Annotated in this window: 21 protein-coding genes; 3 read left to right on the forward strand and 18 right to left on the reverse strand. The window is 50.8% G+C overall.

What is annotated here, in order from left to right:
• Positions 1 to 267: 267 nt before the first annotated feature.
• From AR333_RS19730 to AR333_RS19810, 17 genes are all read right to left on the reverse strand, one after another.
• Positions 268 to 681: a DUF4280 domain-containing protein gene (locus AR333_RS19730; RefSeq protein WP_068777094.1), complete on the reverse strand. Its 414-nt coding sequence runs from the start codon at positions 679 to 681 to the stop codon at positions 268 to 270.
• Positions 682 to 722: 41 nt separating this feature from the next.
• Positions 723 to 1259 (reverse strand): hypothetical protein, encoded by a 537-nt coding sequence (locus tag AR333_RS19735; protein WP_068777095.1) that lies wholly within the window; start codon positions 1257 to 1259, stop codon positions 723 to 725.
• A 29-nt stretch (positions 1260 to 1288) separates the two neighbouring features.
• Positions 1289 to 1849 carry a hypothetical protein gene (locus AR333_RS19740; RefSeq protein WP_068777096.1) on the reverse strand — a complete coding sequence of 187 codons (561 nt, stop codon included), beginning with the start codon at positions 1847 to 1849 and terminating at the stop codon, positions 1289 to 1291.
• Positions 1846 to 2478: a hypothetical protein gene (locus tag AR333_RS19745; RefSeq protein ID WP_068777097.1), complete on the reverse strand. Its 633-nt coding sequence runs from the start codon at positions 2476 to 2478 to the stop codon at positions 1846 to 1848. Before AR333_RS19745 ends, AR333_RS19740 begins: the two co-directional genes overlap by 4 nt.
• Complete coding sequence (locus tag AR333_RS19750) at positions 2475 to 3881, reverse strand: phage baseplate assembly protein V (RefSeq protein WP_068777098.1); 1407 nt, start codon at positions 3879 to 3881, stop codon at positions 2475 to 2477. Before AR333_RS19750 ends, AR333_RS19745 begins: the two co-directional genes overlap by 4 nt.
• On the reverse strand, positions 3878 to 4477 hold the full coding sequence (locus AR333_RS19755; protein ID WP_068777099.1) for a hypothetical protein: 600 nt from the start codon (positions 4475 to 4477) through the stop codon (positions 3878 to 3880). Before AR333_RS19755 ends, AR333_RS19750 begins: the two co-directional genes overlap by 4 nt.
• 24 nt (positions 4478 to 4501) lie before the next feature.
• Positions 4502 to 5278, reverse strand: a complete 777-nt coding sequence (locus AR333_RS19760) for a DNA and RNA helicase (RefSeq protein ID WP_068777100.1) — start codon at positions 5276 to 5278, stop codon at positions 4502 to 4504.
• 45 nt (positions 5279 to 5323) lie between these two features.
• Entirely contained in the window at positions 5324 to 7975 is a 2652-nt protein-coding gene (locus AR333_RS19765) for a molecular chaperone (RefSeq protein WP_068777101.1), read from the reverse strand.
• A gap of 22 nt (positions 7976 to 7997) precedes the next feature.
• On the reverse strand, positions 7998 to 8693 hold the full coding sequence (locus AR333_RS19770) for an iron-dependent peroxidase (RefSeq protein ID WP_172798904.1): 696 nt from the start codon (positions 8691 to 8693) through the stop codon (positions 7998 to 8000).
• Positions 8684 to 9997: a normocyte-binding protein gene (locus tag AR333_RS19775; RefSeq protein ID WP_068777103.1), complete on the reverse strand. Its 1314-nt coding sequence runs from the start codon at positions 9995 to 9997 to the stop codon at positions 8684 to 8686. Before AR333_RS19775 ends, AR333_RS19770 begins: the two co-directional genes overlap by 10 nt.
• Positions 9994 to 11790: a PP2C family serine/threonine-protein phosphatase gene (locus AR333_RS19780; RefSeq protein WP_068777104.1), complete on the reverse strand. Its 1797-nt coding sequence runs from the start codon at positions 11788 to 11790 to the stop codon at positions 9994 to 9996. Before AR333_RS19780 ends, AR333_RS19775 begins: the two co-directional genes overlap by 4 nt.
• Before the next feature lie 47 nt (positions 11791 to 11837).
• Entirely contained in the window at positions 11838 to 12689 is an 852-nt protein-coding gene (locus tag AR333_RS19785; protein WP_156430968.1) for a PP2C family serine/threonine-protein phosphatase, read from the reverse strand.
• Positions 12689 to 13222 (reverse strand): FHA domain-containing protein, encoded by a 534-nt coding sequence (locus AR333_RS19790; RefSeq protein ID WP_068777105.1) that lies wholly within the window; start codon positions 13220 to 13222, stop codon positions 12689 to 12691. Before AR333_RS19790 ends, AR333_RS19785 begins: the two co-directional genes overlap by 1 nt.
• Before the next feature lie 69 nt (positions 13223 to 13291).
• Positions 13292 to 13843: an FHA domain-containing protein gene (locus AR333_RS19795; protein ID WP_068777106.1), complete on the reverse strand. Its 552-nt coding sequence runs from the start codon at positions 13841 to 13843 to the stop codon at positions 13292 to 13294.
• Between the two features lie 195 nt (positions 13844 to 14038).
• Positions 14039 to 14464, reverse strand: coding sequence for a J domain-containing protein (locus tag AR333_RS19800; protein ID WP_068777107.1), 426 nt, complete (start codon positions 14462 to 14464; stop codon positions 14039 to 14041).
• Positions 14465 to 14561: 97 nt separating this feature from the next.
• Positions 14562 to 14987 (reverse strand): membrane-associated protease 1, encoded by a 426-nt coding sequence (locus tag AR333_RS19805; protein ID WP_068777108.1) that lies wholly within the window; start codon positions 14985 to 14987, stop codon positions 14562 to 14564.
• A gap of 119 nt (positions 14988 to 15106) precedes the next feature.
• Complete coding sequence (locus AR333_RS19810; RefSeq protein ID WP_068777230.1) at positions 15107 to 17275, reverse strand: transcriptional regulator; 2169 nt, start codon at positions 17273 to 17275, stop codon at positions 15107 to 15109.
• A 427-nt stretch (positions 17276 to 17702) separates the two neighbouring features.
• Between AR333_RS19810 and AR333_RS19815 the strand changes: the two genes are divergently transcribed.
• Entirely contained in the window at positions 17703 to 19757 is a 2055-nt protein-coding gene (locus tag AR333_RS19815) for a VWA domain-containing protein (protein ID WP_068777109.1), read from the forward strand.
• 188 nt (positions 19758 to 19945) lie between these two features.
• On the opposite strand, the gene AR333_RS19820 is transcribed toward AR333_RS19815, so the two are convergent.
• A complete protein-coding gene (locus tag AR333_RS19820) occupies positions 19946 to 21229 on the reverse strand; it encodes a serine/threonine-protein kinase (protein ID WP_068777110.1) in 1284 nt (427 codons plus the stop codon).
• Between the two features lie 318 nt (positions 21230 to 21547).
• On the opposite strand from AR333_RS19820, the gene AR333_RS19825 reads away from it, so the two are divergent.
• Entirely contained in the window at positions 21548 to 22579 is a 1032-nt protein-coding gene (locus tag AR333_RS19825) for a YrpD family protein (protein ID WP_253735925.1), read from the forward strand.
• 212 nt (positions 22580 to 22791) lie between these two features.
• On the forward strand, positions 22792 to 23787 hold the full coding sequence (locus AR333_RS19830) for a peptidoglycan-binding protein (protein WP_068777112.1): 996 nt from the start codon (positions 22792 to 22794) through the stop codon (positions 23785 to 23787).
• Positions 23788 to 23969 lie beyond the last annotated feature (182 nt).

The raw sequence follows: 23969 nt of genomic DNA on the forward strand, positions 1-23969 counted from the left end.
GTAAGTAAATAGCAGAACCGCACAAATACGACTTTTTTTGTACACACCCACGGTTAATCCGACTGCAAGGATAGGATCCGACAAATACGTCCAAATTGATTCCGAATATTCGGGGCTGTCTAATACCGCATATAATTGGATTACTGTAATAAGAGAGCACAACATGCCTGCTACAACAGCATGGGTTATTTTATTGTTAATGGTAGTTAACGGATCTGTATAAGACACTACGGTTAATTCCTTTCGTTTATAAAAGTGAATAAAGCCTCAATCATGCTGCCCGTCGTTCAAGAATTTGATAATTCCCTTAAACTCGCAGTATATCTCCGACTTAGTCGTCAAAGCCGGCTTGCCGTCTACTTTGGTCGTCTCTTTGGGATATGTCCATTTCCACAGGATAGAAGGCAGGCACGGTTTCCCTGTATGCAGGGTTGTCCCGTCTTCACCGATGAAGCATACGTTACCTCTACTTGGATTAAACGGGCTGCTGCACACACCGAAGTGGGATATATTTCCTGGCGAGAAGTCATCTTCATTCAACATCGGCTTCCCGTTGACATAGGACCCGTGGCTATTGGGCAGGTTGATGTGCCTCTTATGTGAACCGAAACTGCATTTAATACACGCCCCTCTTACCACATAGCGGGGTTCCGCTGACACTCCGCCCTCGGATGCTTCCATCTTAGTCGACCTCCTCCGTTTACTGGTTTACGACCGGCCGGTTACAGTCTGTCGAACTGCCGTTTCTGCTCGGCCAGGGCTTGTACCGCCGCCCCGTTCCGTTCTCTGCCCAGCTTCTCCGTTAATTTCTCTACAAATTCTGCTGCTCCCGTGCTCATGAGCGGAACCCGGACGGTGCTGCGCGCACCTTGCAGAATGACCTGCCCGCCGAAAAAACGGGTGAAACCTACGCTTTGGATCTCTTCAAAGTCTACGGACTTGCTCCCGATCACCAGATAGGTTCGTACCGAGCTATCCGTTACAACCGTTTTGGACACTAGGACAATCAGGGTACACATACCCAAAACTACCGAACACCCCCCGATAACAAGCAAAAACTGCCTGCTTTCCTCCGGGCTCATTTCTATATAGGGACTCATAATCAGAACAAGCAGGGCAAACAGAAATCCTATACTAATAAACCAGCGGAACGTGGCTAGACGGGTCAGTTTCATATCTCCCTCCGCATTTCTTTTGGCAGGCCCGTACATCGGCATTATTATTTTTCTGGTCAGTTGTCTCACTAATACAATGGACATCTCGAAATTTCTACTCCTTTAACAACTCTTTATATTCGGACAGCTGCACCCGCTACGCTTCCTTCATCTACCGCAACCCGCTCCAGGCAGATGCCTTCAAAATCCCGCCGCAGCAGGCTTTCGGCCACATCCAGACGAACCACGATCAGCGGCTTCAAGCTTTCTTTGATCTTGAATATCCTACGCCCCGCTAACTTGTCTCTTTGCAGAACCAGCCGCTTAATGACCGAACCATCGAGATTAAATTCGCTGGCCGGACTCAGCACATCCGCATCTTCAAAGACCGGGAGATGGTAGTTGCTCTGTTTGCGCTGAACCCGGTCAATGAGAGGAATCAGCTTAAACAATAGGCGCGGTTCGTATAGGCTTACTATTTGTCTAAGCCGGTCTGACATTAAATACAGCTGTCCATCCAGCACATCCGGGTATTCCGTTTCCTTCGTCGACTTCACGTGCATCACCACGGTGCCGGGGATATTGCCTGCCCTCATCGGATGAATGTCCCGGACGTCAATCTGGCTCCGCACATCCAGAAGCACGGGAACATCCGCGTACCGCCGGTCTTGTTGTAACACGAAGTAATCCATCATCGGTTATCCGCTCCAGTAGCGCTGCTGTCCTCATCCAGTGAGCCATGCAGCAGCTCGCATTGATCTCTATATTCTCCCGCCAGGAAAGCAATCTTAGGCGATTTGCTCATCCGCTCGTAACCGCCGCATGCAAGAAGCCGAGGCAGCATATTGCGTATGAACTCGGCTGTCAGCAGGTGATATTTCACTGCCTCAATCTGCTTGATCCGGTCCAGATCAGCCGAAGTGATCCGTCTTGCATAAGGCTTCCTCGTCTCCTCCAGAGCGGCCATCCGGAGAAGCAGGGGATCAAAAATAAAATCCGGCTGCCACTCTGCCATGCAGTCCGCCGTATCCATAAACCAGTTCTCGTCATAGGCTTCAATCCGGTAACAGGGCCTGTTATCCAGGAGGCTCGTCCGCATGAAAGAGAAGTAGAGATACCGGATCCCGCCCTTGCCCCCCTGATCCTGAAACCCCGCAGCTTGCCTGCACACCGTATCGAAAACCGAGACGAAACCCGCCTCTATATCCGCCTGCTGTTCTTTGTATGTATGGTCAATCGTCATCAGGTCATCCTGCCACCGGTGAAAAACATGCTTCTCCAGGAAGTCCTCCAATGCCGACACTTTATCCGGGAATAGGATCATTCGATATTCACCTTGCCGCCGGTAATTTTCACTTCATCCTGGATAATGAGGCGCGCAGCCGCCTGCACCAGATCGATCCCTTCATCCCCCTGGATAATCACTTTGGCGCCGCCGGTAATTTCGATATCCTCTGCTGCCGAGATGGCGATTTTCTTGTGAGAATTAATTTCAATTCCACCGTCGTCCGTCAGTCGCATCAAGAGGTTGCCGCCGCCGATAATCTCAACAGAGCCCGGCTTGAAGACGATCTGCTTGCCGTACTTCGTGCTGATGCTTTTGACAGAGGGATCGCTGCGTTTCTGGGGGTCGGAAGAATCCGTGTCGACTGAACTGGCCGCAAAAGCGTTCTTTTCCTGCTCATCCGGAAAATACAGCCGCACCTCATCCCCGACCTCCGGCATACAGTACCAGCCGCTTCCGTCCGGAGATGAGTACACGGTGGAATAGGGGAACCACATCGATTCGCTGGAAGCTCCGTCAATCTGGAGCCGTACCTTCACCTTATCCTTCGATACATCCCGGATGGAGCCGAACAGCGAGGTTCCCGCAAGCGCATATGCATAAATCGTAGGACAGCTGAAACCCTGTTTGTCCCTCAGTACATACCGACTGACCAGAATGCCGCCTTCCATCTGCGTCTGAGCACGGTATACGTACAGCTTCCTGCGCTGAAAATTCACCGGACTGCCCAGCTCCAGAATTTTGCCGCTGCTGACCTCATAGCTGATGCTGTCCTGCTCATCCAGACCGCTGATGCCGTTCTCCGACTTCCGTTTGTAGTCCTTCAGGTCTTTGCGGATGCTGTAGTTAAACTCGTCCAGCTTATACGGTTCGCCCAGATCCGGTACGCCCACGTAGCATTTCATGCCCTTTTGCGAACTTAGAGGCAGCAGCGGCATATGCAGACGGGAAGCCAGACGCCTCGCGAATTCCCAGTCGGTTTCCTTGTACTGGACGAGCAGCCCGCCGACGCTTGTTCCGCCTGAAGCCTCCACCACCACATCCGAATTCGCATACGAGCCAGTAATACGATCGAAGAGGCCGTTATAGGTTTGCTGGCTGTTCTGGAAGGAGCGGGTTTTCTTCTTGATATCCATTAACAAGGTCGAGCTCTGAGCTTCAATCGTAATCGTGCGGACATTCTGCACCGCCTGGACCGCCATATTCGTCACGATTCCCTGAAAAATAACCAGCGTACGCCCCTCATCCTGTACCGACACCGCAATATGTTCATTCTCATCGGCCTGCTCCACATAACGGTCCAGCATGTCTTCGGGTACGATTCCGCTGATCGTGAGCTTCGTATGCTCGTTCACTTCTTTGACCAGCTTCAAGTCCGTAATTCTCTCGAACTTGTAAGGCGCGACCGAAATGTCGGTAAACGTATAAATAGATGGACTCATTCCTGCTCCCCGCCTTCCTCCTCCTGAATTACACGCACGGCCCTCATCATCTCAAAGGCGGTATCCCGCCAAGCCTCATAATCGCTATATTTACAGCTGAATGTCCCCATCAAAGTCTTGCCGTCCAGTTCCATAAAGAACATCAGATTGTACAGAAACGTATCCAGCGCCGGACTTTTGAACTCGAAGTACCCGGCAGTTTTCCCGTGAATTTCCTCTATTCCATTGGTAAAAAACACATTAGACGGATTGACCTTCCGGAGGATCGCCATCATGCCTTCCGTTAATTCCTGAACCCAGTCATCCTCCAAATCCTGATCGATCCGGCTCAGCGTAATGTTAATGCTGCCGTCTTCATTCATTTTGATAATCTGGGGACGCTGGGTATGAGGATACTTAATCGCACTCATATGATCCGGCATATCTGTAAAATCCTTCGGAATATAAACCAGCAGCTTGTCCTCATAAAAAGCCTGCTGCTCAAAATCATACGAGCGCTGCCCGATATGGATCGGCCCTTCCCCGATACGTTTGGCGTGCTGTAAATCCTCCATCTTGCTCAGCATGGCAATAATTTTCTCGTCCGAAAATGACACTGCACTCACCGCCCTCTCTAAGCTCTAATCGACGATCATACGCTGTGGTGCCCCGAATCTTCCGCCCGGCACCTGCCTGCCCCCGCTCCCTGCATCCTCCAGGATCCGGCACAACTGCGTATGGATTTGAACATTCGTATAGGCCTTGTAATCCCGGCCCGATCGTGCCGCCACATAATGAAGAATGGCTTCCCGGTCTACCGCCTGCGTGTTCAGGCAGTGCATCGCGAACACGAGATCATGCGGATTGGCCGTGCGGCTTTTCATCATCTCCGCAGCAAAATAACGCAGAAGCTCCGGATGCAGCGTGCTCTGACGGAAACCGGCATACTCGGCATGAAGCAGATTGAGCGTGTTGTATTCCGTCGCGAAATCCGTGAAGCTCCGGTAGTCCCGGCGCAGCTTGGCGCCCTCCTTCAGCTTGAAGCGGGCAAGCTCCATTTCGTCCGGAGCCGCCTCATCCGCCTCAACGAGCAGCAATTCCGTGCGGTACACGGTGAAATCTCCGTCTTTCTCGGCGGGATAGAACCGCAGCTTCAGTGCGATTTCCTGGCCGCAAGCCTCATAGGGAAGCTCACATTCGCGCATCAGCGTATAAATGCGGCCCCCGTGCTTCACGATGCCTGCACCGACAATCAGGCTGTTCTCACGGACCTGCACGGACACTCCGGCCAGAATGCCGTCCGAATACTCCCGGAAATACAGGTCGGACAACTCATGAGGATAATCTCTCAGACTTTCGAGCATATCTGTTCTCAGAATCCGCCCTTTGGCGAAATTCGGATATGTATGGGTAAACAGAAGAGTCCCCCCTTTCTTGGCCGCTGCTTATTACGCCTTCGCTGCTCACTTCAAGCCGTCAAAGAAGTCAATCTCCGACAAATCGTTCTCGAAGGCGAAGAACCGCTTGGCTCCCAGATACAGCTGTTCCTTGCGGCGCGCTACGGGTACGACATGGAATCCCCAGTTCTGGCCTCCGCCGAACACGAAGAACTTCACTTCTTCATTCACGATGGAATCCGTGTCATCCTGAGGAATTTTGCCGCCGTAGGTTGCCATGATGTCTTCATAGAGCACCGGTTTGAAACCCGCCGGACGGCTCGGGTATATATATCTCTGCCGGAGTTTACCGTTCATATCCTTGAGATAGAACTCAATCTCCGCCGCTCCCCAAGGTCTGGATATGCAGCCCTGCGCGGCGTTATCCCGGTCAAGCGTGCTGATCAGTATTCTTTCAATTCGGCTGTGCGTGTAAGCGGTCACGGAATAAGGAATAACGGCTGACTGGTGCGTCATATTCGTCTCGATCACGCCCGCCTTTTTATCCCTCAAATAACGGATCGCTCCTTTTAAACAAGCCAGCTTCAAATCCGGCACCTTTTCGTTCTCGTCTACTTTTTGCGTGAACTGTATGGTCCTGCCCGGCACGAACTCTTTGAGCGCTTCCCGGAACACATCTATGCGGCAGGACTGACCCGTCAGCTTGATGATGGAGTATGTTTGCAGCTCGCCGCTCTGGTAGAAATCTTCCAGGAACTTGCGGACAATTTCATAGATATCCGCTTTAATGAGATGATTGATCTCTTGAATAGTGAATACCGCATCCGGAAATTCATAACGGTCTTTAAACCCGCCCTGTTCACGTATGGACAAATACCATTTGTCTACTCCGGTAATCTTCAGATCGTGTTCCCGCACATCTCCGTTTCCGGCATGGAACCGATTACGGAGAACGCCTGTTTTGCGAAAAAACTCCGTCTTCATGCTCTCCGCCATTTCCCATAAGAAATGGTAATTGTTGCGCACCCGGTTGTAATCTTCACGGGTATGGTTCCCATACTCCCGGTAGCGCGTTGGAATCAGCAGCTCCGCTTCCCGGTACCGCGCTTCCAGCCGTTCGTAGAGAGAACCGATTCCGTATTCGTCTACATACCGGAATACATCCCCGCTCGAAATTCCGATGAGGCTGTCCATACCGGTAACGGATTGCCCGCAGCTGTAATACTCGGCGAACACGATTTTCATATACTGCATAATGCGGTGCGTCAGATTATTGCCTCCGAAGTTCGTGTCTCCGTTCTCATAGGTCGTCTGAACATCGAGCCGGTAGGCCATATGCCCATCCTCAATCCGGAACCGGCACGAGGACAGGTCGGTCGTACCTCCGCCGCAATCGATGACGAGAGCTTTGTAGGTCTCCCCATCCTCGAACCGGTTCTGCTCCAGACGGTCGGCAATGGTGTTATACAGCACCGCCATTCCCTCATCGAGAGCATTCTCCGTCTCCAGCTTGTATGCCGGCAGAATCTCTGCGAACATATCTTGGAACTGCGCCTTGAGTTTGACCGGGCTGGTCATATGAAGATTCCGGAACTGACATTTGAACTGGTGCTCCGCCGTCCGGATAATGTAAGTGAGGTAAGCGCGGATAATTTCACTTCTGCTCACATGAGCGCTATTGCCGTTTGCATCCGTCACTTCCTCGCTTCTCACATAGTCGTTCACCCACCGCTTAATTCCGTGAAATACAGTCGCCTGCGTGCCGGATCCGAGCTTCTTCCGGTACAAAAGCGCCTCGTGTCCGAACTGGTACCGGATGTCCGAAGGATCGGAACAGTCCGCCACGCGGACGACCGTCGGCAGCAGCTCAATCCATTCGCCCTGCGGATCAGCCGGGTCCGGGAAAGCTACATAGTTGATCGCATCCAGCCTTACGTTGCCGTGAAGCAGGTCCTGGCTGCAGGGTGTCTGGATATAGCCCGCATCCAGATAGACTCCGGCTGTTGTATTGGAGGTGCCGAAGTCTACAGCGAGCACGGCTTCCGTATGCTCCGGCTCCCGGATCTCCAGGTCGGCCGCCGGTATGCGGCAGTAATGCAGATTGACAGGAGGCAAGGGCTTATTCTGATGGTAGATCCTGTAGAGATAATCCGAGTCCTGCGGACTGAAGAAGAGGAGACTATACTTCCGGTTGGATGTGCGCCTCAAATAAGCATGCCGGTCCCTCGTCAAATAATAGGTGCCGGGCCTCACTGCATCCTTGACCACTCCTAGAATGCCGCACAGCTCCATCTGCTCGTTCACCAGCAGGACATTCGTTCCTTCGAAGCTCGCAGCCCCCTCCAGGCGATAGCCGTCCCGCTCATCCAGGCAGAGTCCCTCGTAGAGAGTGATCCGCGCAGGCACCTTCGTGCCCCGGTCTCCGAGCGGTGTACGCAAATACCGCCGGAGCGCGGTCTGCACACGATCTTCTCCGCCCGGAACCGGACTGCCGATCATAAGCCGCTCTTCCGACCCGCGGAACTTGAGAATCGTTCCGATTAACCCGTCACGGTCCAGCGTGTTCACCAAACCTTCGATTAGCTTCTCTTTGCTGCAAATCACGCGGAGCTGGTACGTCGTCATATCCGTAAGCTCGTCACGGCTGTAGCGTACGACGCCCGGTTCGGTGATTCTATCTTCCGGATGCTGATACAGCCTGTATGAATATCCGTTCATCGTTGTCCTCCTTCACGGCCGGTCAATACATCGCAATGCGGTCGAGCCGCATCGTCTCTTCCACGCCTAATATGCCGAAATGCCGGTTCCAATACAGTTCCGTTTGAAAACGAACAGGAAGGAGCAAGTCCAGCAGCAAATTCATTCGGATCCAACCGGACTCACTCTCCTCCTTATCAATGTAGAGGAGCAGTTCATTCTTCTCCTCGCAGTTTGCGTATATGGTAGAGCCCGGAAATAAGGAGCGGACCGTCCTTTTCAGCGTAAACAAGGCATCCCCTGTTTCGTACATTTGCAGCACACCTGCCGCAATAGTATCCTGTTCGTCTCGGCTGCACTGAACGAAATTCCTCCGCACCTTGTCTCCGAATATTCCCGCTTCCAGGTCCCGCTTCACAAAACGGATTTGGAATTCCCGCTTGTTCATCCCCTGCATCAGATCAATATCCGCCAGGAAGTGAATCAGAATGTCAAACAAAGCGGCCCGGAACTCGGCATCTTCCGTGTAGTTAATATCAAGCATGCCGCGGAACATCTCGTCAAACCGGTAGAACGGATTGATTTCTACGGTTTTCTCGACCAGGCTCGCATTCATATCCTCCATGCTCAGTTCCATATAAGGGGAGTACACGGCAGCAGCGGAGAATTGAATCTCCCGCTTGCTGATCCCGCTTCGTTCGGCCCTGATCAGCAGATCCCAAATGTAATTCAAACCCATACCCCTTCACATTTATATTCGGGCAGGTACATTTGAACCTCGGAGACCACGAAGCTCATAAAATCATTCCTCATAAAATCGTCCCGGCCGAACGTCTTCCCCGGCCGGAAACTCAGGCGCAATACAGCCCTGCCGATAGCTGCTCGGACCTGATCACTGATGAACGGGTTCATTTCATACGTCTGGGCTTCTGTTCCGGAGCGGCGGGCAGACACTTCTCTTCCTGGGTCCTCTATGACCCGAGTGTCCTCGAGCACCAAATATTCGGAAGCTTCCAGCGAATGCACAATCCGCGCTATCTCTCCTTTGGAGCGGACGACCATCGCCTGCTTGCGTGTGTATTTGCCCACGAAGCTCTCCGTACAGCGGTTGGAGACAAGCGGATACTCCAGACGGCCAATCTGGATATCGACCGGCTGGACAACCTTAAGCACACTCCAGATTCCTGCCCTCTCCTGCGGAGAAACAATCGTCAGCTCTTCCTCGGAGCGTTTAATATAACGGATGTCCGCTGCATGTCCGTCTACCAGATAACCATGCTCAGTACCTGTTTTTCTCAGCGAAAGAACATGCTCGAAGTTCACGCGGTCCGAAGCCGGTACAGGAAACCCGCTGTTCTTGATATAGAGCCTTTCAATGTTCCAGAGCGGAATCCGGTCCGTCCGTTTGAATGCCTCGTACTCTTCCAGATCAACCGAAATTTCGGTCACGATATCCTTGAGATCCGGAGTGCCTTCACAACCTGTCAGGACGATATCCACGAATTTATAAGCGAACGGGTGGTTGATGGTGCGCCACGGGAGGCCGTTTTTCAGAAACACATGATACAGATTTTCAATCTCTTGAAGGTATTTGTCACAGGGACGCAGCTCGACCTTAATCCGGTAAGCGCCTGCTGCAGTCTTGATTTGTCCGCCGAATTGCCTGCCGCTCTCGATCAGACCCTTGATGCGCATGGAGTCACATTCCAGGAAAAGCGACGTCAGACGAGCTTCCCTCTGGTCCCGCAGCCCCTCTACGATAGAGGATATATCGATTGCCGTGTTCTCCAAGTCCTCCGGCCGCATCGGGTACAGAAACTCATGAATAGGGTCCCATTCATCCCTGGAGCATAGACTGACATAAATATCACATCGGCCTTCCCAATCTTCTATCTCATCAAAAACGCGCTGCTCCAGCTGCCGGCTCATCTGCTCCTGGTAATCCACCAGGTTCAGAAATAAACCCGACATCAGCTGTTTGAGCATCCGGCGCTGCTCCAAATCTTCGATTTTGCCCAGACGTTCCAGAATCAGCTCTTTCATGCGGGCGGGCCCCCTCCTTCTTCCTTAGCTGGCTGTGATTGGCCTTCGGTAACCGGCGGCTTGGAAGGCCCCGGAGCGGCGGGCGCTGCGCTGGCAGGACTACCCGCTGCCGGCGGAATAAGCTGAGCCTGCCCCTGCTGCTGCGCAGAAGGCGCAGTCTGCTGTCCGCCCGCCCCCTGTCCCTGTCCCTGTCCCGGAAGAGTCTGCTCTCCTTGCGGTGCAGGCAGTGCAGGCGCTGCAGACGGAGCGGCGGGAACCGGATTCAGCTTTTCTTCCGCCTTGGTTATTTTCCGTTCCATCCCGAGCACTCGCTCAAGCATCTTGATCTCCTGGTAAATCTCCTGCGCGGAGGCGAAGGCTGAAATGGCGGAGGCATAATCCTGAGCGGCCATGCTCCTGTCCCCCTTCTTGTCCAGCTTGTCCGCTTCCAGAAGCTTCGTCTCCTTCTCCAGACCGGCGATCTTCTCATGAGTCTCATCCAGTTTCTCTTTGATGAGTTTATCGCCGTCCGCGAAGGAAGCTTCTGCCGAAGCCTGCTTGGCCTTCTGGTAAATTTCCAGGGCTCCTATATAGTCGAGTGCGGTAAATTTCTGATCGCCTTCTTTGACAACCTCCATCACAGCCGAATAAGCCTGCGCCTGCCCGATCCGCTGCTCCAGATGCTTGGGATCAAAGTCATCCTGGTTCTTAATCTCGGACTGCGCTTTGGTGAAGCTGGTGATGGCCTTGTCATATTCCCTTTCCTTGAGGAAAATATCTCCGTCCACGATATATTGGGCGGCGCGCTGCTTTTTGGTGAAGAGGATCGTGTGAACTTTATCCTTTATTTTCTGGGAATCGCTGCGGGCTTCACTGTATTCTTTGAGGGCTTTGGCATAATCGCCTTCAGCCGCATAATCGTCGCCGCTTTTACCGTGATCCAGCATACCTGCGGCCGCCTCTGCCTTACGTGCGGCTTCTTTGGCCATATACACGTATGCGCCGCCGCCCACAAGCAGCAGCGGAATCAGAATCAACGCGATTCGTTTGGCCCACTTGCGCTTCTTGCCCTTCACTTCCTTGTATACCTTATTGGCATAAATGGCCGCAGACGTATAGTTCGGGATGTCCCTCTTCTGCCTGCTCAGCAGCACTTCTTCCAGTAAATCAGCCAGCTCAACCGGCCCTTTCGCTTCCTGGGCAGCATCAATCATCTCGGCGGAAGGCACATTCTCCCACATGCCCGGCGTATTCATAAGCAGGATATCCCCATCCTCCAGAAGCACCTTCGGGGAAACGTACGGCTCGAATACATCCGGCTTACCTACGTAGTTAAGCAGATTGTGCCGCTCCTCATGCCGGTCTACCGATTCCTGGGGAATCCGCTCCTCATCCGCCCAGGACTGGGCCAGACTCTGATCCCGGCTCCGCTCCACCAGCCGTCCTTCGCGAACCACGTACAGCCTCGCATGTCCGGCAACCGCCCACACCATTCTGGTGTAATCCGTCACAACGATCAGCACACTCGCCTTCAGCCGGACGCGTCTGCTCTCCTCGTTCAGCCATTCGCTCGCTTCTTGCATATACCGTTTGAGCCTGGCGGCCGACATGGAAGGCCTGTTCAGAAAGCGAGACAAAATACTGCGGACCACCATCTCCGCACTGTTAACCTCGCTATCTGAATCAAGCCCGTCGGCAAGCACCCAGCAGGCCATATCTTCCAGCTCCACGAAAGCAAAGTAATCCCTGTTCTGCACAAAGGTCCCCGCTTCGGTAACGAAACCCGTCTTGAAATCACTGTTCTCTTTTCTCATTCGTCCACCCGCTCCCTTTAGCCCAACACGGTATTCCGCAGTCCGATCTACCCGCTTTTCTCCAAAATAATGACCGTTGCATTGTCCTGGTAGCCCAGGTTTTTCACTTCAATAGCATCAATCATGCCTTGAGCCGAATCTTCCGGTGAAGTGCTGCTTCTCAGGATCTTCTCCATCTCTACCTCGGTCAGAGCATTGTAGACACCATCACTGCACAGAATGACTTTGTCCCCCGGCTTAAGCGCGAAGGGTTCATCGCCGATCTCCATCTTCTGAAATTGCTCATAGCCGAGGTAATTGATCAACTGCCTGCGCTGGGGATTTACGATCACATCTTCTTTACTGATTTCTCCAGCCAAATATCGCTGCTCCAGCACGGTCTCATAGGTATGTTTGGGGTTCACTGACAAGAATTCACCGTTTCGGAAAACGAGAATGACACTGTCCCCAACCGCTCCCCAGTGAAGGTTATCTCCATCGATAATGCCTGCTACAAGAGTCGTTCCACCCGGGGACCCTTTTAGCTGCCGGAGCATCTCAGAATTGGCCTTCCGTGCCGTTTCGGTCAAAAAATTCGGAATATGCCGGACATGCCCTACGTTCAGATATTCCTTCACAAACATGGATACTGCCATCGTGCTGCACATTCTTCCGTTCGCAAGCCCGCTGATTCCATCCGCAAGTACAGCCAGCGTACCTACCGATGTCGTGGCGCTGGCAAAATAATCATCCTGCTCGCTTCTTGCCCCAATCGTCTGCCCGTTGCCTATCCTTACGGCAGGTAGTTCCGGCTGCCATTTGTTCAGCCTGTTCCGCAAATACACCAACAGCAGAATCAGGAGAACGGCAGTCCCTACTATGAGATAAGGCGCCCCCTCTTCTCCCACCAGCATTTTCATCAGGCGAGACCTGCAGCTGCCGTATTATCCCACTCAAAATGGGCTCCGCAGAGCGGGATAAAAATAAATTTGCTGCGTCCGAGCTGGAGCAGATCATACGCAGTCAGTTCTACCGGCGAATAAACGGCTTCATTGTTGTGATAGGCAAGCCCGGATGCGTCTCCTGGAAGCAAGTAGAAATTCCGTTTTTTGGGGTCGTATACAATGACAGCATGATTGCGTCTTGATATGGTGTTATCGCCGATAATCCGAATATGCATTTCTTCGGAACGCCCGATAAAATTCTTCTCCGCCATGATCCGGTAATCTTGACCAAGCTGAGGCCCCTCGATACATACCAGCCAGCCTGTAACGGCCTCAATACTACTTGTCTCACCCAGGTACGGCATCGTTTTGTCGTCTTCCTGAACCCTGGACGCCCTTACTTCCTCCGCTTTGGCAGCCGGCTCCACTGCGATACTGCAGTAGGGGCAAATATTGCCGTGCTTCCTGGTGCTGAACATGTGTCCGTTGGCGCATCTTGTCAAACTCATCCTGTTCATTCCTCCGTTTGTCGTATGGACTTATCTGTCGCTAGGCCTAGCATGCTGTCCGGCTATTGGCTATTTCACAAGAAGCCTCGTATTGGCTATATATACGATATCTCCGATATCCAGTCTGTGCGGCTCCTCGACTTCTTGTCTGCCTCTGGGTCCCCGTCCGCTTTTCTGAATCCCTACACCGCTGCCCGAGTCGATATCTTCAATAAACCATCCGGTTTCATTCCGGTTTAATACGGCGTGCTCCCTGTTAATCAGCGATGCATATTCCGCATCGGTCAGATCTATATCAACCTCGCCTTGACCGGAGCTTTTTCCAATCAACAAGGAAGTTTCCCCCTGGATATACCACTCCTTGATGCTCTCCCCGTCCTCATTAAGCAGGATAAGCTTGGCGATAGCCTCCCGTTCCGGTTGGTCTACAGGGATGCGGTAGTATATAAAACCGATAACGGATAGTACAATGGCGCAGACAAGGCTGGTATACATTTTCAGCGTGTTATCTGTATTAATAAAAAAGACATACAGCAGAGCTGCTGCCGCAAGCACCCCAATGGAGATGTCTATTCCGATAATCCATCCGGATTTTCTGCCTTTCACGTCGTTTACCTCCATGTCATTTGCAGGATTACGATACGGACTGCGTTACCAGTTAAACGCAAAAAAAGTTCCCTTCCTGACGGCAAGATGTGCCGACACATCAGCCACCGAAGAAGTGGAACGCCTTGCTTCATCAGCGCCCTGCCGGATAAGACAATAGAAGGGACGCCTCGCAAGCGGACCTTGCTTATGCGCGATTGCCGCAGCAGACTATTTCTTCTTGGCATCGAAGAACCGCTGAAAGAGGTCTGTTGTATCGATCGGATTTTTTGAAGCTTGTTTAGCCTCCCCGCCTGCTTTGCCGGCGAAACCAAAAAATTTTTCAAAATTCTTTCTAACATCACTTGGATTGAAATCGGGTTGTTCCTTTGTAGAACCGCCTGCCGTATTGTGCCGTTTGTCCGTACCGGGCCGCTTTGAATGACTATTGTTCTTTAAATTCCCATCGTAAGCTTGGCGCGATGCTTCATCTTCCAGCGTCTGATACGCTTCATAGATCTGTTTGAACCGTTTCTCCGCTTCCGGATTGCCGGGATTCAGATCGGGATGATACCGCTTTGCAAGCTGTCTGTACGCTTTCTTTATTTCCGCTTGAGAAGCACCGGAATTTACTCCAAGCACATCGTAATAGTTCATTCTCTTCAATCCCTGCGTCTATAAAAATAGATTTTAAGAGGCATAAAGCCTCTTAAAATGGTTGGATAAGAACTTACTGTGCGAAGCACGGCAGAAATTATACGGCGTATCCGCCTTCGATTTTTGCCAATTCGGTTTTGTCTTTCTTTTGCTTGATCAAGAGGCTGAATGTACCCACGCCTTCGGTATCACCGAATTTCTCGTTGTAGTCCACTACGAATGCGTTCGGGAAGTAAATTTTGCGGACAACTTGATCAGCCGCAATCACTTCCAGCGTCACTTTTCTGTAGCAATCTGCTTTCTCAGCAGGAACCAGTGACCACAGACCGAGCTTCAGCGTGTCATCCGCGCTGTCGCCATCGGTAGCGGTGATGATTTTGCCGGAAATGCGGAGCGTTGCACCAACGTCAGTTGATCTTGCATTGGAATCGTCTGGCGTGTCCGTGTCGTATGCGACTGTTTGGATGTTGTCCATGCCAAGTTCAAATGTTTCTGCACCTTCGATTTTAAGTCTGAAACCCATGTGTATTACCTCCTTGAATTTGTTGGATAGTGTTCCCGGCTGCGGCAGCCGCTCCCGGGATTTATGTTGGAAGGCAGGTTTGGGAAACCACGCCTTTAACATACGCTTTAGCCAGCGGATCATACTTTGACCGGCGAGGTACCCTTCGTAATGGTCACTTCGAGATTCTTCACGTTGCCGTTAAAGACGAGATCGATATGGCACAGATTGCTCTTGTCATCGATAATGTAGCTCATATCGTCTCCATCCTGGATGATCGAGTTCACGAAGCCCCGGGTACCGAGCCATTTGCTTTTCTGGCTGCTAGGATTGTTACTGAAGAATTTGACGATATTCTCATGCTTGAAATCACCGGTCTGGAAGCGGAGAATACGCTCGATATAGGTACTGACCAGTGTTTTATATATGGAATCGAATCCGTCTTCGGCCATAGCCAGGCTGCGTGCTTTGTAGACGGTGATTCGTTTGATATCCCGGTCTTGAAGCTGGGCATTCTCCGAGGAGAAAATAAATCCGAAGTTCTTGCGGTTAATCGCATCCTTGATATTGTTGGTAAATCCTGAAATTTCCTTGGCCATCGTGGATACGGCCCGCAGACCATGATCACCGGCTTCGATATCGAAGCGGACGCCCGGATAATCCCGGCTGACACTCTTAAACTGCTCCCGCAAATATTCAGGACACTGGTAGGCCGCAACTAGACCCGCAGCAACATAACCCGCGCCGATATATACGCCTTCAATCCACAGCTTCAGGATATCTTCCTTCTCCTGGGAGAGCCTGGCTCCATCTTCGGTATGCAGCATCCGGCTGTCGATCACCACACCCGACTTGTCCTTCGGAATAATTGTGAAGTTCGGTACGCAAGGTACGGCAAATTCGCTGTATTCTTTGCGTACAAGCGGGCTGCATTTGTCGATGTATTTGTCGATACCTGCCGTCGCCATGCTGTTGAACGTGGTCTCTTCACCTGATTCGAAGCTGAAGAAGAGCTGCACTTTGTAGTCCTTCAGTACCTGAAGCAGCATAGACACGGCCTCCATCGTATTGCCGTCCGGTTTGATAACCTTCTCGTTGCCTTTGAAGCGCTCACGGCTGACTTTGACTTTGCCCGCCGTTTCGAGCTCGACGGAGGGTACAATGCCGAACCAGATCGTGTCGCTGAAATCGTTCTTGGCGTTGACTGTATTCAGGTAAGTTTCCAGACGCGGAATATTGCCGCTCTTAACGGTCATGTCCAGCTTGCTGTTCGTTACTACCAGGGTAGGCTGCATGCCCTTGTTCTTAGTTGCATACTGGTCAAAATACATTTTGATACCCAGAATTTTCTCAACAAGCGGCTTCACCGTTTTGACGAAATCGTCTTTTGCGTTTTTGTAGAACTCCAGATATGTGTTGTAATTCTGAACTTCCGTCCCGACGTCCACGGAGCTCTGCGTTGCAGGCAGCGGACAGAACGTGCGGACCACGAGATCCTTTACGTAGCCGGAAGGCGTTTCTGTAATCGAATCGTAATCTTCCTCGAACACAGATACGAGCTCCGTGGAACTGTTATCATCGAGAAGCATCAGCTCCGTGCTCTCACTCTTCGGCGCCTCGATAATTTTGAGCTCGCCGCTGCTTCCGATAGTCAGCATGCCGATCTGGAATGCCTCGGACGTATTCTCTTCCTGGGCATTACCGAGCAGAAGGCGGGTTTTGATATCCTCGATAGCAAGCGGAAGCATCGCCATCACGTTGTTGTAATTCTTGCTGGCGTCCTCAAACATCCCGTTCAGCTTGTCGCCCAGATCGAATTTTTTCGGGTCCCCTTCGTCAAGCTTCTCGTACTGGCCATACAAGTAATGAATTTCTTTGCGGACCTGACGGATGTCGTCCATGACTTTCTTGGGAGAGATCATATCGAGCAGATTCTCGAATTTAAAATCAACATTCGGGATGCCCTGGCTGCGCTTGGTGTCAATCAGCGTGAACAGCATTTTAAGAAAATCATTGCTCTGATCGATTCTGATCTCGGAGATGGCATCGTCCGCCAGACCCTCCGGTTTTTTGAGCGTATACATGACCTTCTGATTAGCAGCATTGAAGAATGAATATACAGTGGGCGAGAATTTGTCTAGAAACTCATCGAAATTCCGGACAAGCAGATGCTTGTTAATTTCTTTGATTTTGTCATCACTCAGACTGTCGATTCCTTTGACATCTCCTACGATGGTGACTAGGTCTAATTTCTCAGGGTTAATCTCCTCAAAAAGCATAGTTCGGTTGGTTTGATTGATAATGTCCATAATGGTCAGCGGGAAGTTCACCCTCCAAAAGTCCTTATCAGGACTTCCATACTATAGAGTAACTTTCCGCTTCCTCCTTCCTGTGAGTTTAGAACTAGTTAGTTATTAATTTTGTAGTTATAAGGAACTAATATGTAAAAATGTACCTAAACAAATCGACTTTGGAAGAAAAACCGATTTGTGACTTCTCTTTGGGTTTTATCATAATGACGCCCGTCTTGATTTGTCAATATTTAATAATTAAGGGTTTGATGACCTTTTATATCAGTAGATTTACGCTTTAAAAATAAAATTTTACTTTTTTTATATCGTATGTTCATTTTTCATTGGGATATGCCGATGTAAGGTTTAAGGAATAGTAAGTAAAATTACCAATATCTTGGTAATTTATTTTATTTTAACGATATCAAGTGTAAAAGGTGATGTTATGACCGGGATTTTGAAATGTATCAGGCATACAAAAGGGATCATTGGGACACTCTTCGTGACCTTGGTTGCAGGACTATTGGCTTTTCCTACAGGACTATGGGCTGCTAACGTTCCGCCTGAACAAGGACTCGATGCGATGTTTGTGCTCGACACGAGCTTCTCCATGAATCAAACGGATAAAGACGGCATCGCGTCGGAAGTTGTCAAAATGTTTATGGACCTGCAGGGAACGGGTAATTCGCGCGCAGGTTATGTAGCGTATAACGATAAGATCGTCTCTTCACTGCCGCTCTCAGAGCTTACTTCAGGCGACCGGAATACGTGGAAGTCGACGCTCGATGGACTCAGACGCCGCGGGTATTCCGATATGGGATTAGGCCTTCGTAAGGCGGCTGAATTGATGGAGAGCGGTTACGATGCCTCGCGCAAGCCCTTTCTCATCCTGTTGTCCGATGGGGGTACAGATTTCGGCAAACAGCCGGGCGGCAGAAACCCTGATATTTCGAGCCGGGATGTCGAAGATTCGATCGGTATAGCGAAGAAATTAGGATATCCGATCTATACAGTCGGACTTAACCGGGACGGATCAGCCCGGAAAGATGAACTGGAGCGCATAGCTGCAGCGACCGGCGGAGCTTCGTATCTGGCCGGCAATGCGGATGACCTGCCGGAAATCTTCAATCTCATTTTCGCCAAGCAGCTTCAGTCGGCACTGATTTCTGTATCTGCGGTGTCCGCAACAGGAGAACTCCAGGAAGTAACCGTTCCAATTCCAAACTCAAGCATGAATGAAGCGAATATCATCCTTTTGTCCCAGAGTCCGGTTACGGAAGCGCAAGTCTATTCGACATCTAAGAACGTCAGGCTCTACAAGTCGGACAATTACACCCTCATGAAAGTAATTGAACCGCAAAAAGGCAGCATGCGCGTTATTTTCCGGGGGAAACCGGGCGATCTTGTAAAGGTAAACCTGCTCGGCAATTATAAACTTCAGGCAGGCGCGGATTCACCGGCGGAGGCGATGAAGGGAGCCCAATCTCCTTTTACAGCACGACTGTACAAACCTGACGGTAAACCGCTTGAAGATGCGGATGTGTACGCAGCCATGAAGGCCGAACTGGTTGTATACGACCCCGCCAAGAAAGCGGAGGAGCGCATTGCACTCAAACCGGAAGGAAACAGTTTCGGACTCGGTCATGTGTTCCCGTCTGTAGGGACGTACAACTGGAAAATCATCCTGACTGCACCGGATTTCAACCGCGAGACCGCCTCCTCCGAGATCAAAGCCGTTAATGCGCCGCCCGTGGCACAAGCGGGCACGTTACAGCTCAGCATGGAAGAGGGCAAGGCGCGGATCGACTTGAATGAATATTTCCAGGATGCCAACCGGGAGAAACTTACGTATGCTGTGAGTCCTGCGGACGATGACCAGCTTGTAAGCGCGCAGATTGTAGAAGAAGGCTTCCTTCTTCTCAATCCGCTGACAACCGGCAGCGGCAGCGTCCGCATCACTGCGGTAGACGGCGAGGGTGCCAGCGCAATTTCCGAACTTTCCTTCACGGTTGTGTCCGTGTGGACGCTCATCATCAAAGTTTTGCTGGCCGTACTTGCTGCAGCCGTGCTGGGGTTGGTTCTTTACCTGGCATTCCGGCCAAGGCCTAAATTTACGGGAAGGCTGGAAGGGTACTTCCTTCATACGGCGAGCGGCAACGACATTCCGGTGAAATACTGGCCGCTGACTTCATTCGGCTCTAGGAGCATTTCCCTCCAGGACCTGTTCACCAGTCTCGATGTTCATGAGTTGCTGCCGGAGAGCAACAACATTATCTTCGAAGCCGGCAAGAACGGAACCTTACTATTCCGGCACAGCACCAAGTGCCTCGTGCAGAAAGGCACCCTCATTCTGGGGAAAACGCCCAAAGAAACACTGGCGTATAACGATAAGCTGTACATTACGTTTGAGGATGGAGTCACGGAAATTGAGCTGCGGTACAAAGCAGCCAAAACCAGTCTCCAGCCGCAAACACAAAAAGCGCAAACCGCCGGGACTTAACCCGGACGGTTTGCGCTTTAAGTCTTGCAGTTCAGAAGCTCTGCGACTGAACAGGCTGCTGGAGAATTCGCGAGCCTTTCAAAGAAAACCACCTTGAGATTAGCTTCGCAGCTAAGTCTTCCAGGCGGTTTTCTTGTTGTTGCCAGTTTGTATTCAATCCCATGTGTTTGATGCGGCAGTCCTCGCTTTTATGGCTTGGCATCTGCCGCCTTTGACTTCCTCTTAGGTTCCCGCTTTGTATTTGTCTTTTTGTTTGGTTTTGACTTTGTATTTGTCCTTAACTCCACTTCGGACCCCGCTTCGGAGTTTACTTCGACGCTCATCTTCGGGGTCCCCTTGGAATTGGGGTTCAATCCGGAGCTTGCCTTCTCCCCCGCAGCAGCTGGATCTGGACCTGCACTTGTACTTACTTCTCCGATTGCTGCGGCAGTCTCCCTCCACGCGGACTGCACGCCGGATAGAGCAGCCATGGAATCTTCGGCTGTCTCCAAGGACAGCAGGCTTACCTTCCTTTGCGGCATCCCGTTCCGGTAAGGGTGTCTCTTGGCCCGCAGGCCGTACCATAGACTCTCTGCTATTTTCCACAACAGCGCCTCGGCTTTGACGGCGTCTGAGACTTTTTGTAGAGAAGTCCATCTCTGCTCGGCTTTTACTGATAAACAGCCCCTGATTGCATGGGACAACTTCGGGGTCACCTTGCCGCGTTTCTTACGGAAAACCGTCTCAAGCGGATCATTAAAAAACCTCCGGCTGACCTCGACCGGCGCTTCACCGCACAAACAGTAGTACAAAGTGGCTCCCAAACTGTATAGATCGGATACAGGCCCTTGGCTGGAAGAAGCGGAATAAAACTCTAACGGTGAATAGCCCGCTGATGTAAAGATAGGCCGATCCGTATCCGATTGATGAACAGCCGAGCCGAAGTCAATCAGCTTCACCTGACCGTCTGATGCTACGATCAGATTAGCTGGCTTGATGTCCCTGTGCAGGATGCCCTGATCGTGGAGGTACGCCAGAGCTCCAATAATAGATGGGATGGTTTTCTCATAAAAAACCGCTTTAGAACGAATAAGTTTCTTCCGGATTGCCCGTTCCAGCGAAATTCCCCGGCACTTCTCAAGAATGGTATAGAAGGTCCCGTTCTCCCCAATGTGCCCCACTAGCTTTACGATATTCGGATGTTCAAGTGAGCCCAGAAGAAGAGCTTCATTCTGAAAGGAACCCGTTATGGAATCGAACTTGGTCTTCAAAGAAGGCATCCTGGGAAGAACAGTTCTCCCATCCAAATCTCGCATCACCAGAGCCTGCGGGAAAAATTCTTTGACGATCCGATGAATTCCGGTTCTTGTTTCTCTCGCGGAGTACACAATAGACAACTCACTGGAAGCAATAACCCGGACGATCCGGTACCGTTCTCCGTCTAGCATAGTATTAGCCTGAAGTCCGGAATGAGTGCTTACCGACATGACCATTATGACCTCGTTCTCCGGCCTTGCTGAATGCCCCGTTCAATCGGACTATTAGAGCAGCAAAGGCACAAAATGATAGTTTAATATTACCATATCGCCAATGTTCTGGGTAATATGTAATCTCCTGAATTCGATATTGTTTAAGATTGTTCTGTGGCGTTTAAAGAGTAGTGGGTGATCTGGAAAAATAAACCACAAATAATTACACTATTTATTTTTCCATTTTATAATAATAAAACAATTACTTTACAAATTTATGGAACTTGTATACACTTTATATGTAATAAAAAAACTATAAAGGATGTGTATCGATTGAAGAAAATGAATGTTACCGTTGCCTCCAGTCTTGCTCTACTATCCCTTGTAGTCTCTTTAAACCCGATTACAGCTGCGTCTGACAGCAAGGATCTCGAAGCCGACATTGCTGCCGGAATTGCAGGAAACGAGCGTCAGCTCATGATGGATGTTATGAAGAACATTCCTGAAGATGAGCGGGAAAATGTTATTTATATTGATGATAACGGACAAGTATATGCTAATAAACCTGAGTTAAAAGACGTATTCGTCAAAACCGACCCTTCTGCCGATCATACGGTAACGGTCAACGGCGGAGAGAAATTTACCCTATTAAACGAATCTACTAAAGTCAGACAGCAGGCAGCTCCCTCCGCTATTACTCCACTCGCGGGCTATGCTTGCGGAAATGCGGGCGGTCCGTACAGACGCGTATTCTCACAACCCGGTTACTCGTGGTGGTCAGGCAAGGTTTATCTCCCTTCTAGTACCAATAATGAAGTATACGTAAATAACACGAATTCCAATGATACTCCTTATATTTATACCGGCGGGCATGCAAGCAATGGGGCCTCTGAAGTAGATGCCGGTTTCCAGTACAGCAAAACTTATAATAACTGGGCGCATTCTATATTTACCGGCGGTCAATATTACCACAACACTTCGTTCCGGTTTAAGGCCGGACAAACTTTGACTTTTAAATATTATGTGCCTGCCGATGGACAGGTTGCACTTTATGCAGCCGGGGTCCGCTATGATAATAATGCGGCGGACAATTACACCGTTGTAACGAATGCCGCAGGCTGGAAAAAAAGCGGAGCAGGAAATGAGATCAAAAGAATAACGGCCATTGCGAGCAACGACCCGCAGCCTTACGACACCGGTTCGTACTTGAAGAATGTTAAATGGTCCGCCTCCATGATCGGTACCAGCTCTACGAGCAATCATCAATGGCTGGCAGCGGATACAGGCGGATACTGTTCTTATCCGAATTCCACGCAAGTAAGCACAAGCTTTGTAAACGCAGGTGAAGAAACCGTCAATATCAAAATGAACTGATATCTGCCTTTGTATGAATAGTAAAGCTGTCTTATGTTTAGGCAGCTTTACTTTTTTTATTACGTCCGCTGAACCCATGATATATCACGGTTTATCTACCCTGCATACGGACATTATTCCGGTTTTATTTGGAATTAATAGGTTAGTTATCTGGCAACTAGTTTAATAATAATTGGTTCCATAACCAAAATTTATGGTAACGGAGGGAAATTATGATGTTAAAAAAACTAGGCAAAAAGTCGATGATCGCGGTAACCTGTACGGGGCTGATGTTCTCCTCCCTTTCACTCGCAGGCTCAGCATTCGCATCGGAAACATGCGGAGGGTATTTAACAAACATGACGGACCCGCTCGCTATCAAAATGGAAAACGGACAGAAAGTGATCTGGGATAATGTCGATCCGGATCTGATTAAAAAAAGAGACACCTATGTCAATTTACTTAAACAGAAGAACTGGACGATTACTTTTAATTCCGCCTACCGGCCTTTTCAATATCAGCGTCACTTATATGAGATTGTAGAAAATGCATCGAAATCAACCTGTGTCGCCAACGAGAAGGCGGCTCACGGCCTCGGCTCTGTCGTAGCCAAGCCGAGCAGCACCGCACCGCATACGCGGGGAATCGCCTTCGATGCGACCGTCCGGGATGCTGCCGGAAATGCGCTTAACGGCAAAACCTTCGTTAACAGCCAGCTTAAGGCTGTCGCGCAGCAGGCCGGACTCAGCCTCCCGCTTCCAACTACGGACGGCGTGCATCACGTCCTGGCAAGCGGTGGCGGCGGCGAAGAGCCGGACGATGGCGTCCTGAAGGTAGGCGATTCCGGCGAGCAGGTAAGGTCCATGCAGCAGCAGCTGAATAAAGTCGGCTACACGCTGAGTGCCGATGGGATCTTCGGCAGCGGCACCGAAACCATCGTCAAGCAGTTCCAATCCGCACACGGATTGACGGCAGACGGGATTGTCGGTCCGGCGACATCCGACAAGCTGGACGCGCTTGCGACCACAACGGCCGTTCTGCGTAACGGAAGCTCCGGAGACGCAGTGAAGGTACTCCAGCGTCTGTTGACGAAGAAGGGCTACAGCGTCACTGCCGATGGTGCCTTCGGCAGCGGCACAGAGACTGCCGTGAAGAAGTTCCAGACAGCCAGTTCGCTGACTTCCGACGGTATTGTCGGCTCTGCAACCTGGAGTAAACTAAGATCTTAATGGAATCCGCCAATCCGGCCTTATCTTCTATTATGATTAGCTTGCACGAGATCGATCCTATTAATCGAACTAATAAGCACCCGGGTTCCTCACGGTTCCCGGGTGCTTTTCTTGTTTGGTTTCCTGCCGTCGGCCTTCCTAATACTAACCGATCAGGTTACGGCCCCGCCGAAGACCCGGCC

Source organism: Paenibacillus sp. FJAT-26967 (genome assembly GCF_001541095.1).
Classification (GTDB): domain Bacteria; phylum Bacillota; class Bacilli; order Paenibacillales; family NBRC-103111; genus Paenibacillus_F.

Excerpts from the sequence above, each read along its gene's own strand:
- AR333_RS19730 (WP_068777094.1), bottom strand. The coding sequence starts at position 681 with ATGGAAGCATCCGAGGGCGGAGTGTCAGCGGAACCCCGCTATGTGGTA.
- AR333_RS19735 (WP_068777095.1), bottom strand. The coding sequence starts at position 1,259 with ATGTCCATTGTATTAGTGAGACAACTGACCAGAAAAATAATAATGCCG.
- AR333_RS19740 (WP_068777096.1), bottom strand. The coding sequence starts at position 1,849 with ATGATGGATTACTTCGTGTTACAACAAGACCGGCGGTACGCGGATGTT.
- AR333_RS19745 (WP_068777097.1), bottom strand. The coding sequence starts at position 2,478 with ATGATCCTATTCCCGGATAAAGTGTCGGCATTGGAGGACTTCCTGGAG.
- AR333_RS19750 (WP_068777098.1), bottom strand. The coding sequence starts at position 3,881 with ATGAGTCCATCTATTTATACGTTTACCGACATTTCGGTCGCGCCTTAC.
- AR333_RS19765 (WP_068777101.1), bottom strand. The coding sequence starts at position 7,975 with ATGAACGGATATTCATACAGGCTGTATCAGCATCCGGAAGATAGAATC.
- AR333_RS19770 (WP_172798904.1), bottom strand. The coding sequence starts at position 8,693 with ATGGGTTTGAATTACATTTGGGATCTGCTGATCAGGGCCGAACGAAGC.
- AR333_RS19775 (WP_068777103.1), bottom strand. The coding sequence starts at position 9,997 with ATGAAAGAGCTGATTCTGGAACGTCTGGGCAAAATCGAAGATTTGGAG.
- AR333_RS19780 (WP_068777104.1), bottom strand. The coding sequence starts at position 11,790 with ATGAGAAAAGAGAACAGTGATTTCAAGACGGGTTTCGTTACCGAAGCG.
- AR333_RS19785 (WP_156430968.1), bottom strand. The coding sequence starts at position 12,689 with ATGAAAATGCTGGTGGGAGAAGAGGGGGCGCCTTATCTCATAGTAGGG.
- AR333_RS19790 (WP_068777105.1), bottom strand. The coding sequence starts at position 13,222 with ATGAGTTTGACAAGATGCGCCAACGGACACATGTTCAGCACCAGGAAG.
- AR333_RS19795 (WP_068777106.1), bottom strand. The coding sequence starts at position 13,843 with ATGGAGGTAAACGACGTGAAAGGCAGAAAATCCGGATGGATTATCGGA.
- AR333_RS19800 (WP_068777107.1), bottom strand. The coding sequence starts at position 14,464 with ATGAACTATTACGATGTGCTTGGAGTAAATTCCGGTGCTTCTCAAGCG.
- AR333_RS19805 (WP_068777108.1), bottom strand. The coding sequence starts at position 14,987 with ATGGGTTTCAGACTTAAAATCGAAGGTGCAGAAACATTTGAACTTGGC.
- AR333_RS19810 (WP_068777230.1), bottom strand. The coding sequence starts at position 17,275 with ATGGACATTATCAATCAAACCAACCGAACTATGCTTTTTGAGGAGATT.
- AR333_RS19815 (WP_068777109.1), top strand. The coding sequence starts at position 17,703 with ATGACCGGGATTTTGAAATGTATCAGGCATACAAAAGGGATCATTGGG.
- AR333_RS19820 (WP_068777110.1), bottom strand. The coding sequence starts at position 21,229 with ATGGTCATGTCGGTAAGCACTCATTCCGGACTTCAGGCTAATACTATG.
- AR333_RS19825 (WP_253735925.1), top strand. The coding sequence starts at position 21,548 with ATGAATGTTACCGTTGCCTCCAGTCTTGCTCTACTATCCCTTGTAGTC.
- AR333_RS19830 (WP_068777112.1), top strand. The coding sequence starts at position 22,792 with ATGATGTTAAAAAAACTAGGCAAAAAGTCGATGATCGCGGTAACCTGT.